Source organism: Micromonospora parastrephiae (assembly GCF_016802865.1).
Lineage (GTDB): Bacteria > Actinomycetota > Actinomycetes > Mycobacteriales > Micromonosporaceae > Micromonospora > Micromonospora parastrephiae.
The window spans coordinates 1-15,073 of sequence record NZ_JAEVHM010000041.1 but is presented as its reverse complement, the minus strand read 5'-3'; the positions used below and the strand labels follow the sequence as shown (position 1 = coordinate 15,073).

At 70.9% G+C, this 15,073-nt stretch carries 10 protein-coding genes, 1 pseudogene and 1 riboswitch; of the genes and pseudogenes, 8 read left to right on the top strand and 3 right to left on the bottom strand.

Going from position 1 to position 15,073, the window contains the following annotated elements; all coding sequences use genetic code 11:
- Positions 1-12 precede the first annotated feature (12 nt).
- From rpsD to truA, 4 genes are all read left to right on the top strand, one after another.
- A complete protein-coding gene (gene rpsD / locus JNW91_RS11560) occupies positions 13-639 on the top strand; it encodes a 30S ribosomal protein S4 (RefSeq protein WP_030489600.1) in 627 nt (208 codons plus the stop codon).
- Between the two features lie 99 nt (positions 640-738).
- Positions 739-1,761, top strand: coding sequence for a DNA-directed RNA polymerase subunit alpha (locus JNW91_RS11555; RefSeq protein WP_007465227.1), 1,023 nt, complete (start codon positions 739-741; stop codon positions 1,759-1,761).
- A gap of 34 nt (positions 1,762-1,795) precedes the next feature.
- A complete protein-coding gene (rplQ, locus tag JNW91_RS11550) occupies positions 1,796-2,356 on the top strand; it encodes a 50S ribosomal protein L17 (RefSeq protein ID WP_203174872.1) in 561 nt (186 codons plus the stop codon).
- A 66-nt stretch (positions 2,357-2,422) separates the two neighbouring features.
- Positions 2,423-3,253 carry a tRNA pseudouridine(38-40) synthase TruA gene (truA, locus tag JNW91_RS11545; protein WP_203174871.1) on the top strand — a complete coding sequence of 277 codons (831 nt, stop codon included), beginning with the start codon at positions 2,423-2,425 and terminating at the stop codon, positions 3,251-3,253.
- Positions 3,254-3,292: 39 nt separating this feature from the next.
- On the opposite strand, the gene JNW91_RS32165 is transcribed toward truA, so the two are convergent.
- Complete coding sequence (locus tag JNW91_RS32165) at positions 3,293-3,760, bottom strand: hypothetical protein (protein WP_238424796.1); 468 nt, start codon at positions 3,758-3,760, stop codon at positions 3,293-3,295.
- 701 nt (positions 3,761-4,461) lie between these two features.
- On the opposite strand from JNW91_RS32165, the gene JNW91_RS11535 reads away from it, so the two are divergent.
- From JNW91_RS11535 to JNW91_RS11525, 3 genes are read left to right on the top strand one after another with little or no spacing between them, the layout of a single operon-like run.
- Positions 4,462-5,067 (top strand): class I SAM-dependent methyltransferase, encoded by a 606-nt coding sequence (locus JNW91_RS11535; protein ID WP_203174870.1) that lies wholly within the window; start codon positions 4,462-4,464, stop codon positions 5,065-5,067.
- Between the two features lie 40 nt (positions 5,068-5,107).
- Complete coding sequence (locus JNW91_RS11530; RefSeq protein WP_203174869.1) at positions 5,108-6,787, top strand: ABC-F family ATP-binding cassette domain-containing protein; 1,680 nt, start codon at positions 5,108-5,110, stop codon at positions 6,785-6,787.
- A gap of 36 nt (positions 6,788-6,823) precedes the next feature.
- Positions 6,824-7,786 carry an aldo/keto reductase gene (locus tag JNW91_RS11525; RefSeq protein WP_203174868.1) on the top strand — a complete coding sequence of 321 codons (963 nt, stop codon included), beginning with the start codon at positions 6,824-6,826 and terminating at the stop codon, positions 7,784-7,786.
- A gap of 128 nt (positions 7,787-7,914) precedes the next feature.
- Here the strand turns inward: JNW91_RS11525 and JNW91_RS11520 are convergent, their stop codons facing one another.
- Entirely contained in the window at positions 7,915-8,436 is a 522-nt protein-coding gene (locus JNW91_RS11520) for a hypothetical protein (RefSeq protein ID WP_203174867.1), read from the bottom strand.
- A 71-nt stretch (positions 8,437-8,507) separates the two neighbouring features.
- A complete protein-coding gene (locus JNW91_RS11515; protein WP_203174866.1) occupies positions 8,508-14,351 on the bottom strand; it encodes a ThuA domain-containing protein in 5,844 nt (1,947 codons plus the stop codon).
- A gap of 292 nt (positions 14,352-14,643) precedes the next feature.
- Positions 14,644-14,753: riboswitch (TPP riboswitch) on the top strand.
- Here JNW91_RS11515 and JNW91_RS11510 point away from each other — a divergent pair.
- Positions 14,748-15,073, top strand: a pseudogene (locus JNW91_RS11510) (thiamine phosphate synthase); the annotation flags it as partial. (Overlaps the previous riboswitch by 6 nt.)

The following is a 15,073-nucleotide window of genomic DNA, read 5'->3' as shown; positions in this document are numbered from 1 at the left end:
AGGTAGAGAGAGATGGCTCGTTACACCGGTGCTGACTGCCGCCGTTGCCGGCGGGAGAAGATGAAGCTGTTCCTCAAGGGCAGCAAGTGCGATGGTCCGAAGTGCCCGTTCGAGTCCCGGCCGTTCCCGCCCGGGCAGCACGGCCGCGGCCGCACCAAGGAGACGGAGTACCTGCTCCAGCTCCGTGAGAAGCAGAAGGCCCGCCGCGTCTACGGCGTGCTGGAGAAGCAGTTCCGCGGTTACTACGAGGAAGCCGTCGGCAAGCAGGCCAAGACCGGTGAGGTCCTCCTGCAGATCCTCGAGTCGCGGCTGGACAACGTCGTTTACCGGGCCGGCTACGCCCACTCGCGGGACATGGCCCGCCAGCTGGTCAAGCACGGTCACTTCACGGTGAACGGCAAGAAGGTCGACATCCCGTCGTACCGCGTCAAGGAGCACGACATCATCGAGGTTCGGGGCAAGAGCAAGGAGCTCACCCCGTTCATCGTCGCGCAGGCCCAGGCCGGCTCGAAGACGGTTCCGGCGTGGCTTGAGGCCATCCCGAGCCAGATGAAGGTGCTCGTGCACTCCCTCCCGGCCCGGCAGGTCATCGACACGCAGGTCCAGGAGCAGCTGATCGTCGAGCTCTACTCCAAGTAGTCGGAGCTCGTTGCGGTGGCCCGCCCTCCGGGGCGGGCCACCGGAACAGTTTGTGTCGTGGACGTCAAATAGCGGGCGTCCCGGAAGAGAAGAGAAAACATGCTCATCAGCCAGCGACCCTCCCTCTCCGAGGAGTCGATCAACGAGACCCGGTCGCGGTTCGCCATCGAGCCGCTGGAGCCGGGCTTCGGCTACACCCTGGGCAACTCGCTGCGGCGCACGCTGCTGTCGTCGATCCCGGGTGCGGCCGTCACCTCGATCAAGATCGACGGCGTGCTGCACGAGTTCACCACGATCCCCGGTGTCAAGGAGGACGTGGTCGAGCTCGTCATGAACATCAAGGAGCTGTGCGTCAGCTCCGAGCACGACGAGCCGGTCAGCATGTACCTGCGCAAGCAGGGCCCGGGCGACGTGACCGCGGGCGACATCCAGCCCCCGGCCGGCGTCTCCGTGCACAACCCGGACCTGAAGCTCGCGACCCTCAACGGCAAGGGCCGGCTCGACATGGAGCTGACCGTCGAGCGGGGCCGGGGCTACGTGACGGCTGCGCAGAACAAGCAGTCCGGCGCCGAGATCGGCCGGATCCCGGTCGACTCGATCTACTCGCCGGTGCTGAAGGTGACCTACCGCGTCGAGGCGACCCGTGTCGAGCAGCGCACCGACTTCGACCGGTTGATCATCGACGTCGAGACCAAGCCGTCGATGGGTCCGCGTACCGCGCTGGCCTCGGCCGGTTCGACGCTGGTGGAGCTGTTCGGTCTGGCTCGGGAGCTGGACGAGACCGCCGAGGGCATCGACATCGGGCCGTCCCCGCAGGACGCCCAGCTGGCGGCGGACCTCGCCCTGCCGATCGAGGAGCTGGACCTCACCGTCCGCTCCTACAACTGCCTCAAGCGCGAGGGCATCAACTCCGTTGGTGAGCTCATCGGGCGTACCGAGGCCGACCTCCTCGACATTCGCAACTTCGGTCAGAAGTCGATCGACGAGGTCAAGATGAAGCTCGCCGGGATGGGTCTGGGGCTGAAGGACTCGGCTCCGAACTTCGACCCGGCGCACGTCGTGGACACCTTCGGCGAGGCCGACTACGACACCGACGACTACCGCGAGACCGAGCAGCTCTAGTCCGCGCTGCCGCCACAACTGAGGAGCACCAAAAATGCCCACGCCCACCAAGGGCCCCCGCCTCGGCGGCAGCCCCTCGCACGAGCGGCTGATGCTCGCCAACCTGGCGACCGCGCTGTTCCAGCACGGCAAGATCCAGACCACCGAGACGAAGGCCCGGCGGCTGCGTCCGCTGGCCGAGCAGCTCATCACCAAGGCCAAGCGCGGTGACCTCGCCTCGCGGCGGCGGGTGCTGGGCGTCGTCAAGGACAAGGACGTGGTCTACGCCCTGTTCGACCAGATCGCGCCCCGGTACTCCAACCGCCCCGGCGGTTACACCCGGATCGTGAAGACCGGTCCGCGCAAGGGTGACAACGCGCCGATGGCCATCATCGAGCTGGTGGAGGAGCTTCAGGTCGCCGAGCCGAAGGTGAACAAGAAGACCGCCGCCCGCAAGGCCGCGCAGCAGGACAAGGTCGAGGCGCTCGCCCCGGCCGACGAGGCCCCGCGGTCGGCTCCGGCCGACCAGGACTCCGAGGCGCCGGTGTCGGCGTCCGGTGACACCGCCGAGGCACGCGAGGACAGCGACCTCGCCACCGAGGAGAACAAGGCCTGATCTCGGGCATCGTCGCCCGGCACCCCTCACGGGGTGTCGGGCCCGACCCGTAACAGGAGGTACGAGGTGGACGAGCGGATCCGGCTGCGGCTGGACGTCTCGTACGACGGCGCAGGTTTCTCCGGTTGGGCGCCCCAGCCGACCCGGCGGACCGTCGCCGGGGTGCTCGTCGAGACCCTGGCCCTGGTCCTCGGTGCCGGTACGGTCACCGGGTTGACCGTGGCCGGCCGGACCGACGCGGGGGTGCACGCCACCGGGCAGGTCTGCCACCTGGACCTGCCCGTCGACGTGTGGCGACAGCACGAGGGACGGTTGTTGCGCAGGCTGGCCCGTCTGCTCCCCGCCGACGTGCGGGTACGGGCCATGACCGAGGTGCCGGCGGAGTTCGACGCCCGGTTCTCGGCCACCTTCCGGCGCTACGAGTACCGGGTGACCGACGCGCCCTTCGGCGCGGAACCGCTGCGCCGACACGAGGTGCTGGCCTGGCCGAGGCCGCTGGATCTGGCCGCGCTGAACGCCGCGGCCGCCGGCCTGGTCGGGGAGCACGACTTCGCCGCGTACTGCCGGCGCAAGGAGAACGCGACGACGCTGCGCGAGGTGACGCGGCTGGACTGGCGTCGGGACCCGGACGGCATCCTGGTCGCCACCGTGCAGGCGGACGCGTTCTGCCAGGCCATGGTGCGCAGCCTGGTGGGGGCCATGCTGGTCGCCGGTGACGGCCGCCGCCCGGTGCGGTGGCCAGGTAGCCTGCTCACCCACCGGGAGCGGTCCAGCGAGGTGACGGTGGCGCCGGCGCACGGGCTGACCCTCGTCGCGGTCGGCTACCCGCAGGACCCGGCCGAGTACGCCCGTCGCGCCGAGCTGACCCGCCGGCTGCGGGTCCCCGTCGAGGGCTGACCGCCGCCTGCGGGGCGGGTCCGCCCGCAAGCGTGGGGGTCAGTCGCCGGGCAGTTCGCCGTCGCTGGTCTCGCCGTTCTGGGTGCCGCTGCTCTCCGTCGGCGCCGCCGTCGGTTGCCCGGCCGTGCCGCCGTCGGCGCGCCTCTGCAGCACGCCCTTGCTGAGATGCAGCTCGATCACGTCGAAAAGGATCTCCCGGATCTTGGGGTCGCCGGACTTGACGGCCGCGCCGTCCGAGCGGACCACCAGCGCGTACGCCAGGTAGTGGCCGCGTACCTGCCAGCCGACCCGGGCGGGGGCGGTGCCCAGCACGTCGGTTTCGGTGCCGGCGGTGAGGCCGCGGAACCGGCCCTGCCGCTCGTCGAGGAGTTGGCGGATCCGCTCCCGGGTCCGCTCCGCGCTGGCCTTGTCGGTGAGGTTGAACAGACCGGCGGTGACCAGGTGGTCGCCGTCGGGGGTCCGCAGGGTGGCCCGTACGACCTGGTTGCAGCCGAGCCGGACCAGCATGTCGGCACCTCGCCGGTGGCGGCGACGGCGCAACTGCCGCTGGAGTGTGTCTTGAGCACCTGGTAGGCCGGCTGACCGTCGGAGAGCTTCAGTTCCTTGCCGGGGAAGACCTCCTTGGCGGTGAGCGGGGCCTGGTCGGTGTCCCGGGAGTCGAGGTCCTGCCGTTCGGCGGGGGCGGACGCGGCGACGTTCGGCTGGTACGTCGGGTTGGTCTCCGGCTGCTTGTTGTCGCGTTCCGACAGCAGCGCGGCCGCGCCCAGGCCGCAGAGCGCGAGCAGGACCAGGACGGCTGCGCCGCCGATCAGTACCTGCCAGAGGCGGCCACCGCCGCCCCGCGGGGTCTGCTCGATCGGCTGTGCCGAGGTGTAGACCTGGTCGCGGGGTGCGGCGAGCGGGATCTCGGCACGGGCCGGCGGCGGCTGCGACGGCTGCTGCGTCGATGGCAGGACGAGCTGGTTCGGCCTGGGCAGCGACGGCGCGGGGAAGCGCGAGGGAGAGGGCCCGGCCGGCGGGGGCGGGCCGTCGAGCGCGGCCACGTCGGACCCGGGCTCCGGGTACTCCTCGAAAGCGTCCTGATCGGACTCGTACCGATACACCATGTCGCCTAGAGTAGGAGCCATTGTCCCTTTAGGGGCTAATAACGGGAAATGTGCGCGTGGGCCGTGTCGTGGCGGGTCCAGGCCGGTGCGAGAATTGCCGACGTGACCGGCGACCACTACTTCACCGCTCAACCCGCCAGCGACGCCCCGCCGCGCGAGGTCGAGTTCTCCGTCGCCGACCGCGACTACCGACTCGCCTCGGCCGGCGGGGTCTTCTCCGCCAGCCGTCTCGACCCGGGCACCGCAGTGCTGCTGCGCAAGGCCGAGCTGCCCACCGCCCACACCACCGGCGACCTGCTCGACCTCGGCTGCGGGTTCGGGCCGATCGCCTGCGTACTGGCCGACGTGGCACCGGCGAGCACCGTCTGGGCCGTCGACGTCAACGCCCGCGCCCGCGACCTCACCGCCGCCAACGCGGCCCGGATCGGTGCCGGCGACCGGGTCCGGGTGAGCGCCCCGGACGACGTGCCGGCGGACCTCCGGTTCGCCGAGCTGTGGTCCAACCCGCCGATCCGGATCGGCAAGGAAGAGCTGCACGAGCTGCTGCTGCGCTGGCTGCCCCGGCTCGCACCGGACGGCGTCGGCTGGCTGGTGGTCGCCCGGCATCTCGGCGGCGACTCACTGCAACGCTGGCTCACCGAGCAGGGCTGGCAGGTCGAGCGGCACGCCAGCCAGAAGGGCTTCCGGGTGCTGCGGGTCACCCGGTAATTGGATATACCCCCGCCGCCGCCTGAGGCAGGATCCCGGCGTGGGATACGTGGACGTGGCAGGGGTCGGGCACATCCTGCCCGACGGTCGGGAACTCTTCGCCGATGTGTCGTTCCGGGTCGGCGAAGGCGCCAAGGTCGCCCTGGTCGGGCCGAACGGCGCGGGTAAGACGACGCTGCTGCGAATGGTCGCCGGGGACCTGCCGGTGCGTACCGGCGTCGTCGCGCGCGCCGGCGGGCTGGGCGTGATGCGCCAGTTCATCGGCATGATCGGTGACGAGTCGACGCTCGCAGACCTGGCGCTGACGCTGGCCCCGCCGGCGCTGCGCGACGCCGGCCTGCGGCTCGGCCAGACCGAGGCGGCCATGCGGGCTGCCGAGGTCCGCGGCAAGTACAGCACCACCGCCGGCAAGGCCCAGCTGGCGTACGCGGACGCCCTGGGCGCCTGGGGTGAGGTCGGCGGGTACGACGCCGAGGTGCTCTTCGACACCGTCGCGACCATCGTGCTCGGCCTGCCCTGGGACGCCGCCCGGGACCGTCCGGTGCGGACGCTCTCCGGCGGCCAGCAGAAGCGCTTCGCCCTGGAGTTGCTGCTGCGCGGCCCGGACGAGGTGCTGCTGCTCGACGAGCCGGACAACTTCCTCGACGTGCCCGGCAAACGCTGGTTGGAGGCGCGGCTGCGCGAGTCGACCAAGTCGGTGCTCTACGTCTCGCACGACCGCGAGCTGCTGGCACAGACCGCCGACCGGGTGGTCGCCGTGGAGGGCGGCAGCGCCTGGGTGCACCCGGGCGGCTTCGCCAGTTGGCACTCCGCGCGGGTCGCCCGGCACGCCCGCCTCGACGAGCTGCGCCGGCGCTGGGACGAGGAGCACCAGAAGCTGCGCGAGCTGATGTTGATGTACAAGCAGAAGGCGGCGTACAACGACGGGTTGGCCTCGCGGTACCAGGCCGCGCAGACCCGGCTGCGCAAGTTCGAGGAGGCCGGGCCGCCGCCCGTACCCCCGAAGGACCAGGACATCCGGATGCGCCTCAGCGGCGGGCGGACCGGCAAGCGCGCGGTCGTCTGCGAACAGCTGGAGCTGGACGGCCTGACGTTCCCCTTCGACCTGGAGATCTGGTACGGCGACCGGCTCGCGGTGCTCGGGGCCAACGGCACCGGCAAGTCGCACTTCCTGCGGCTGCTGGCCCGGGGCGGCACCGACCCCGACCCGGCGAACGGGCCGGTCGACGGGGCGGGCGCGCTCGCGCCGGTGGCACACGACGGCAGGGCCCGCCTGGGCGCCCGGGTCCGCCCCGGGCACTTCTCCCAGACCCACGACCGGCCGGAGCTGATGTCGAAGACGCTCGTCGAGATCCTCTGGCGGGGCGACGACCACCGCACCGGGATGGACCGGCACGCCGCGATGGGCGTGCTCAGCCGCTACGAGCTGGCCGCGCAGGGCGACCAGCGCTTCGGCACGCTCTCCGGCGGGCAGCAGGCCCGGTTCCTGGTGCTGCTGCTGGAGCTGTCCGGCGCGACCCTGCTGCTGCTCGACGAGCCCACCGACAACCTCGACCTGGCCAGCGCCGAAGCCCTCGAAGCGGGCCTGAACGCCTTCGAGGGGACGGTGATCGCGGTCACCCACGACCGCTGGTTCACCCGCTCCTTCGACCGGTTCGTGCTGTTCCGGGGCGACAGCGAGGTGGTGGAAACCCCGGAGCCGGTCTGGGACGTCGGCTGAGCGGTACCCGGCGACGGCGCGTCCGGCCGGCATAGGGTGGATCTCGTGACTGACATGACCTATCGCCGGCTGGGCGACTCCGGGCTCGTGGTGTCCGTGGTCGGCATCGGCTGCAACAACTTCGGCCGCAAACTCGACCTCGACGGCACCCGCGCGGTGGTCGACGCCGCCCTGGACGCCGGAATCAATCTGTTCGACACCGCCGACATCTACGGCGAGCCGCAGGGCGGCTCCGAGGAACTGCTCGGGCAGGCCCTCAAGGGTCGCCGCGACGACGTGGTGGTCGCCACCAAGTTCGGCATGGACATGAACGGCCTGAACGGGCCGGACTTCGGCGCGCGCGGTGCGCGCCGCTACATCGCCCGCGCGGTGGAGGCGTCGCTGCGCCGGCTCGGCACCGACCACATCGACCTGTACCAGATGCACGAGCCCGACCCGGGCACCCCGATCGACGAGACGCTCGCCGCCCTGGACGACCTGGTCCGCGACGGCAAGGTGCGCTACCTGGGCAACTCCAACTTCGCCGGCTGGCAGATCGCCGACGCGGACTGGGTCGCCTCGTCCAACGGCCGGTCCCGCTTCATCAGCGCGCAGAACCACTACAGCCTGCTGGAACGCTCGGTGGAGACCGAGGTGATCCCGGCGTGCGAGCGGTTCGGCCTCGGCATGCTGCCGTTCTTCCCGCTCGCCAACGGTCTGCTCACCGGCAAGTACAAGCGCAGCGAGCAGCCGCCGGCCGGTAGCCGGCTCTCCGGCGGTGGCCGGTACGCCGAGCGGCTCGCCGCCGCCGACTGGGACACCATCGAGGCGATCGAGGCGTACGCGAACGAGCGGGGGCTGACCATGCTCCAGGTGGCGATCGGCGGTCTGGCCGCCCAGCCGGCGGTGACCTCGGTGATCGCCGGTGCCACCACGCCCGAGCAGGTGCGTGCCAACGCCGCCGCCGGCACCTGGGAGCCCACCGGCGAGGACCTGGCCGCGTTGCGCGCCGTTCTCTGAGCGCGGCGGGCCGCGCCGCCTCGTGATCCACTCGCGTTCCTTGAAATCGGGGTGACCTGTGGTCGGGGAAGCCCCGATTTCAGGAATGTCGAGTCGATCACGCGCCGGTCAGCCGGCGCCTTGGTCGGTCAGTCGGTGCGGCGGCGGCCGAACAGCATGGCCACCCCCATCGCCGCGGCCACGAGCACGAGGCCGGCCGCCGCGAACGGCCACCAACCGGCGCCCGTCCCACGTCCTCCATCCGCCGGCCTGGTCACCGCGACGGGCGCCGGCGGTGACTGGGCCGCCCGGGCCTGCACCGTGGCGGTGGCCTCGCTCGTCAGCGGAGCGGGAGAGTTCACCGTCACCTTCCAGGCGCCGGCGGAGAGCACCGGGCCGCTGCTGTAGAAGCCCTGCCCCTCGGGCTGCGGTTCCAGTTGCAGTGGGCCGACCTTCTGGCCGTCCGGGCCGGTGGCGGTGAGGACCAGCCGCACCACCTTGTCGAGTCGACGGCCATCGGCGTAGGTGGCCTGGATGGTGACCCCCTCGGCCCCGTCGCCGGCCACGGTCAGTTTGAGTTTGTCGGCCCGAGCGGCCGCCGGGGTCGCGGCGAACAGGGTCAGGGCCAGCCCCACGAACACGGCGGCGACCAACTTGCGGATACCCGTCACGGACATCTCCTCACTACCGATGAGGGAGGCCCCTCCCCGACGCCGAAGCGCCGGGGAGGGGCCTCGTCGGATCAGAGCTGGCGACCGGGTGCCAGCCGGGTGGCGTCGCCACCGAGCCGTCCGGCGCCCTTGACCGGTTCGCCGTCGTTCGCCTTGACTCCGGCCTTGCTGGCCGTGCCACCGAGCCGGACGATCATGGCGTCGGCGTCCCGGATCAGGACGTCCCGGACCTCCGCCTCGGCCACCACTGTGGCGTCGGCGCCGAGCGTCCGGAACTGCGTCAGCTGCTTGATCGCCTTGCTGTCGTTGCCGGCAGCCTCGGCCTGGCGGGCCGCGTCGAGCTTCGCCGTCAACTGCTTGTGCGCCGTGGCCGAGAGCCGCCCCGTCGCCTTGAACCGGTCCAGCAGGTTCTGCATGTCCCGGAACGAGGTGGTGACGAAGAACCGGACCGTCGAGGTGGTCGTGTTGCCCGCCTTGTCGGTCGCGGTCACGGTCAGCTCGTGCAGGCCGAGCGGCAGCTCGTACATGGCCTGCAGGGTGCCGCTGGCGTACGCCTTGCCGTCCAACTGCCCGACCACGGACGCGATGCCCGAGGTGGGGTCGACGGCCTGCCAGGACACCCGGACGTCCTGGCTGTCACCGTAGAGCTGGCCGTCGGCGATCCCGGACACCAGCAGCGTCGGCTTGGTGCCGTCGATGCGCAGCACCGCCGACTTGAGCGTCTCGGCGTTGCCCGCCTTGTCGGTGGACCGGAACAGCAGCTCGTGCTGCCCGTCGCCGGTCACCTCGACCGGCGTCGTGTACGGCGTCCACGTGCCACCGTCCAGCGACCACTCCACCGTCTTCACCCCGGAACCGGCGTCGGTCGACGTCAGTACGACTGGGATCGACCCGTTGTGCCAGCCGGCGTCGTTCGCCGGAGCGAACGTCGCCGTGGTGACCGGCGCCGTGGTGTCGATCTTGACCGTGACGGTCTTCGTCGACTCCACGTTGCCCGCCTCATCGGTCGAGCGGAACCGCAGCTCGTGCTCGCCGTCCCCGCTGACCGCCACCGGAGCGGTGTAGTCCGTCCAGGTGGTGGCCCCGTCCAGCTGGTACGCCGTACCGGCCAGCCCGCTGCCGCCGGCCTCGTCGGCGGCGGTGAGGGTCACCGTCACCGGCCCGGTGTACCACCCCTCGGTCGGGGTGCCGGACACCGTCGCCGTGGTGACCGGCGCGGTCTCGTCGGCGACCTTCGTGCTCAACCGGAAGTAGTCGAACGCGACGGTCTTCGAGGCGGTCTGGTTGGCGCCGAGGGTGAACAACCCGACCTTCGGGGTGGCGCCCACCGCGCTGTTGGTCAACGCCTCCAACGCGGTCCAGGTCGTCCCGTCGGCCGAGTACGACGCCGTGAACGTGTCACCGGTGCGGGCCAGCCGCAGGTGCCACACGGCCGAGGTGAGGTTGGTCGCCTCCGGCTGCGGGTTCTGCACCGCCCCGGCGATCTCGCTGCGGAACTCGATCCGCCGCGTCACCGCCTGGCCGGCCTGGTTGTCCGCGATGAAGTCGAACTTCAGGTAGTTGTCGTCGTCCGCCTGCACGAGCAGACCGGCCTGCTGGTACTGCTCGTTCAGCAGGCTGCCGTCGACCTTCGTCTCCAGGGTCCAGTCGCCGGACGGCGCGGTCTGGAGGATGAAGTTCTTCGGCCCGGTGTTGTCGGTGCCGTAGATGTCACCGTTGGGCACGTCGATCCGCAACGCGCCACCGGTGACCCGGTAACCGGTCGGGTCCTCCCGCAGGATCGCGTCCCACCGGCACTTGTCCAGCGTGTCGCCGGTGAACTCGTCCGACGGGTCGACCGGGCCGGCCGGGGCGTCCGGCGTGACCTGGAACGAGTCGAACGCCGCGTCGACCACCGGTGCCTCGGTCCCGCCGTTGAGCGCGAAGAGGCCGATGCGCGGGTTGGTGATGCCGGCGAGCGCGGCCGACTGGCCGACCGGGGTGAAGGTCTGCCCGTCGGCCGAGACGGCCGCGGTCAGGTTCGTCCCGTCGCTGGTGATCCGCAGGTGCACGGTGTCACCGGCCGGCGCGGCGGCGCTGTCGGCCGCCTCGTTGCGCGGAGTGCCGGCGGTCTCCCGGATGAACTCCACCCGCCGGCTGCCGTTGTACAGCAGGTCCAGCTTGGCGTAGTTCTCGTCGTCGCCGTACACCAGCAGACCGGCCTGCTGGTAGTTGGCCGTCACCGGCAGGGTGACCTTGGTGGTCATCTGCCAGGCGCCGGTCGGCGCCGGCTGGAGCACCAGGTTGGTGGCGTCGTTGCGAGCGCCGTAGAGGTCACCCACCGAGGTGGGCAGCCGCAGCGCGCCGCCACTGACCGAGTAGAGCTGGTTCTCCCGGATCACGCTGGTCCACCGGGCCTTGTCGAGGCTGGTGCCGTTGAAGTCGTCCGAACGCGCCCCGAAGCAGGACGTGTCCGGAGCGTCGACCCGCACCGGCACCGTGGTGTACGACTTGGCGCCCTTGCTGTCGGTCACCGTGAGGGTGGCCGTGAAGGTGCCCGGGCTGGCGTAGGTGTGGCTGGCGTCCAAGGTGGATGCCGTACCGCCGTCACCGAAGTCCCAGGCGTACGTCAGCGGGGTGTCGCCCTCGGCGTCGGTGGCCGTACCGTCGAACGCCACGGTGACCGGCGCGGTGCCGGTGGCCGGGGTGGCGGTGGCGGTGACCACCGGCGGTGCGTTCTCGGTTACGCCGCGGCCGACGAAGTCCATCCAGTTGACGTTGAACAGCGAACCCGCTCCACCGTTCGGGTCGCGGGCCACGAAGTACAGCGAACCGCTTGCGGCACCGGTGACCGGGGCGCTCACGTCCGTGTACGTCTGCCACCCGCCGGTCGCCGGCACGGTGGCCGTGGCGACCACCGGTCCGTCCACCGCGCCCGCCCGGACCTCGATCCGACCGCCAGCGGCGGCCGAGGCGGCCCGGAACCGGATCTCGCTGATGTTGGTCAGGTCCGCCGGGGCGAGCGACCACCAGTCGCCGTCCTCGATGAACCCGATGTTCTGGCCGCCACCCGCGGTGTCGGCGCCGGTCTCCCGCTGCACACCGGCGTCTCCGCCGCCGGTGCTCACCGGTGCCCGCCCGGTGGCGGTGAAGAACTCGGCCTGCTTGCGCTTGGGCTGAAGAACCTCGATCGCGCGGCCGGTGAGCGGGCTGGCCCCGCCGGCTCCGCCGTCGTCGGTGTAGGTGGCCTCGAAGACCGCGAAGACGTTCGCCTCGGCGCCGTGCCCGGAGGCGAGCGACGTCTGGACGGTGCCGGTGCAGCCGGTGTGCCGGTCCAGCGGGTGGGCGTGCTCGTCGTGACCCAGCAGCACCTGGAGGTTCACCCGGTCGCAGTCGATCTCCCCGTCCTCCGGGTCGGTCACCTTGATCGTGTAGCGGACCTGGTCACCCCAGTCGAAGAACCCGCCGTCCGGCGGGAACTCGATGGTCACCGTCGGGGACGTGTTGCCCACGGTGATCGGCACGTTGGCCACCGCGGTACGGCCCTTGGGGTTGGTGACGGTGAGCTGGGCGGTGTAGTTGCCCGCCGTGGCGTAGGTGTGCGTCGGGTTCGCCTCGGTGGAGGTCTGCCCGTCGCCGAAGGTCCAGGCGTAGGTGAGCGTGCCACCGTCCGGGTCCCGGGATCCGGCGCTGGAGAAGGTGACCGTCAACGGCGCCGCCCCCGAGGTGGGGGTGGCGGACGCCGCCGCGATCGGCGCGCGGTCACCGGCGATGTAGTCGATCCGGTAGACGCCCGAGTTGTCGTTGTTGCCGCCGAAGCCGCTGCCCCACTCGATCAGGTACAGCGCGCCGTCCGGGCCGAACTCGAAGTCCATCGGCCGGACCATCGTCATCCCGGTGAGCAGCTGATTGATGTCCACCAACGACTTGCCGTCGGCGGTCACCTGCATCGTGTACATCTTGTTCTGGTTCCACTCGCCGAGCAGTGCCTTGCCGTCGTAGTACGCCGGCCACTTGCGGGTGGAGTTGAGGTTCGCGTCGTACCGGTAGACCGGGCCGCCCATCGGAGCGCCACCGCCGCCGATCTCCGGGTAGCGCGCGTCACCGGCGTACCCGTAGTCGACGGTCGCGGGGACGACCGGCGGGAGGTTGGTCAGGCCGGTGTTGTTGGGCGAGTTGTTCACCGGCGCCGCGCAGTCGAACTTCGGGCCGCTCGGGCCGGACGGGAACGTGTAGTCGTTGTACGCCTCGTTCGTCCCCGTGCAGTACGGCCATCCGTAGTTGCCGGGGGTCACGATGTTCCACTCGACCAGGCCGCGCGGGCCACGGGTGGGGTTGTCCGCGTTGGCGTCCGGCCCGTAGTCGCCGACGTACAGCGTGTTGGTCTTCGGGTCGGTGCCGATCCGGAACGGGTTGCGGAAGCCCATCGCGTAGATCTCCGGACGGGTCTTCTCGGTGCCCGGCGCGAAGAGGTTGCCGGCCGGGACGGTGTACGTCCCGTCGTCCTCCGGGTGGATCCGGATCACCTTGCCGCGCAGGTCGTTCGTGTTGGCGGAGGTGCGCTGCGCGTCGTAGTCCTGGCGGCCCGGCCGCTCGTCGAGCGGCGAGTACGAGTTCGACTCGAACGGGTTGGTGTTGTCACCGGTGGCCAGGTAGAGGTTGCCGGCGCTGTCGAAGGTCATGCTGCCGCCGGCGTGGCAGCAGGTGTTGCGCTGGGTGTCGACCCGCAGCACCTGCTTCTCGCTGGCCGGGTCGATGGTGTCGCCGGTCACGGTGAACCGGGACAGCAGGTTGCGCGTGACGCCGTCGTTCGGGGCGTAGTAGAGATACACCCACTTGTTGGTGGCGAAGTCCGGGTCGAGCCGGATGCCGATCAGACCGTCCTCGTTGCCGGTGAAGACGTCCAGGTCGACGGCGGTGACGGTGCTGCCGGTGTCGGGCTTGATGATCTGCACGCGACCGTCGCGCTCGATGTAGAAGACCCGCCCGTCGGGGGCGATGTCCAACTCCATCGGGTTGCTGGTGTTGCTGTCCAGGGAGACCTTCTCGAAGTTCGAGGTCTTCGAGGCGCCGCAGTCGGCGTCCACCACACCGGCCGCGGTCTGGATGCCGCCGAGCAGGTGGGAGAGGAACTCCGGCTCGGCGTACGACTCCCGGGTGTGCCCACCTCCGGTGTACCAGGAACGACCGCCGTCGAAGTCCTGACACCAGGCGGTCGGGTGGTCGGCGCCCATCGCGCCCGCGCCCGGGGTGTAGCTCTTCTCGTCCAGGCTGGCCAGCACGTGCACGTCCGGCCGCGGGTTGGTCTGGAAGTTGTACCACTCGTCGAACCGGGACCAGCGGTCCGGAAGCTCGGCGGTGGACGGGTGGGCGTGGTCCTCCACCTTGACCGTGGCCTGCTGGTTCGTCGGGTGGTTGGCGAAGTACGCGCCGACCAGGTCGCCGTACCAGGCCCAGCTGTACTCGGTGTCCGAGGCGGCGTGGATGCCGACGTAGCCGCCGCCGGCGCGCACGTAGCGCTCGAATGCCGCCTGCTGCTCGGCGTTGAGGACGTCGCCGGTAGTGGAGAGCCAGATCACCGCCTTGTACTTCGCCAGGTTGGCGTCGGTGAATACGGCGCCGTCCTCGGAGTTGTCCACCGTGAATCCGTTGGCGGCGCCGAGCTGTTGGATGGCGGCGATGCCGGTGGGGATGGAGTCGTGCCGGAAGCCGGCGGTCTTGGAGAAGATCAGGACGGAGAAGGGGTCGGCCGCGGCGGCCTTTGGCGCCTTCGGCACCACCTGGCTGACCGGGGTCGCGGCGTGCGCGTCCTTCGGTGGGACCTGGGCGGCGGCCGGTGCCGCCTGCGCCGGCAACCCGAACAGGGTTGTCGAGGCGAGGGCTAGGGAGATGAGGGTCGCGGTGATGGGTATACGGGCACGACGGGGTTGGGACACGCCGCCTCCTATGTCGCAGTGGACAGGATCGCGGGGGCCGGCTCGCCGAAGACCGTCCCAGATGGAGCTGGTGGGAACACCGTGCCGGGGTGTCCACGCCAGCATTTTGTCGAATCGCTGAACAAATTAATTCGGCTGGCTCAATGTCCGGCAAGATGCCGACGGGTAACGGTTCTGCAACGGGGTGCGACATTCCGAACAGGACCGGGATGAAGCACCCCAACCGATTCCGCCTTCCGGGCCCGCCGACCCCTCCCTTGGCATGCCGGCGGATCTGTCGTACGGTGACACGCAAGTAACCCACGGGAGCCCGGTGTACCGGGCTGAGAGGGGGGCTGACAGCCCCCGACCGTCGAACCTGATCCGGGTAATGCCGGCGCAGGGAGGAGCGTTGCCGTGCCGTCCCTTGGACGATTGCATCTGATCACCGACACCCGACCCGGGCGGCACCCGCTCACCGTGGTCCGCGCCGCCCTCACGGCGCCCGCGCCGACCTGGTGGTGCAGGTCCGCGTCGAGGACTCCGCCACCGACCGCGAGGCGTACGAGCTGGCCCGCCAGGTGCTGGCGCTCTGCGCGCCGTACGGGGCGACCTGCCTGGTCAACGACCGGTTGCACGTGGCGCTGGCGGTGGGCGCCGCCGGTGGGCACGTCGGAGCCGACGACCTGCCGGTCGCCGCCGCCCGCCGGGTGCTCGGCCCCGGCGCCGTGCTCGGCGCCACC

Coding starts and splice junctions, on each gene's coding strand:
- rplQ (WP_203174872.1), top strand. CDS start 1,796: ATGCCCACGCCCACCAAGGGCCCCCGCCTCGGCGGCAGCCCCTCGCAC.
- rpsD (WP_030489600.1), top strand. CDS start 13: ATGGCTCGTTACACCGGTGCTGACTGCCGCCGTTGCCGGCGGGAGAAG.
- JNW91_RS32165 (WP_238424796.1), bottom strand. CDS start 3,760: ATGCTGGTCCGGCTCGGCTGCAACCAGGTCGTACGGGCCACCCTGCGG.
- JNW91_RS11555 (WP_007465227.1), top strand. CDS start 739: ATGCTCATCAGCCAGCGACCCTCCCTCTCCGAGGAGTCGATCAACGAG.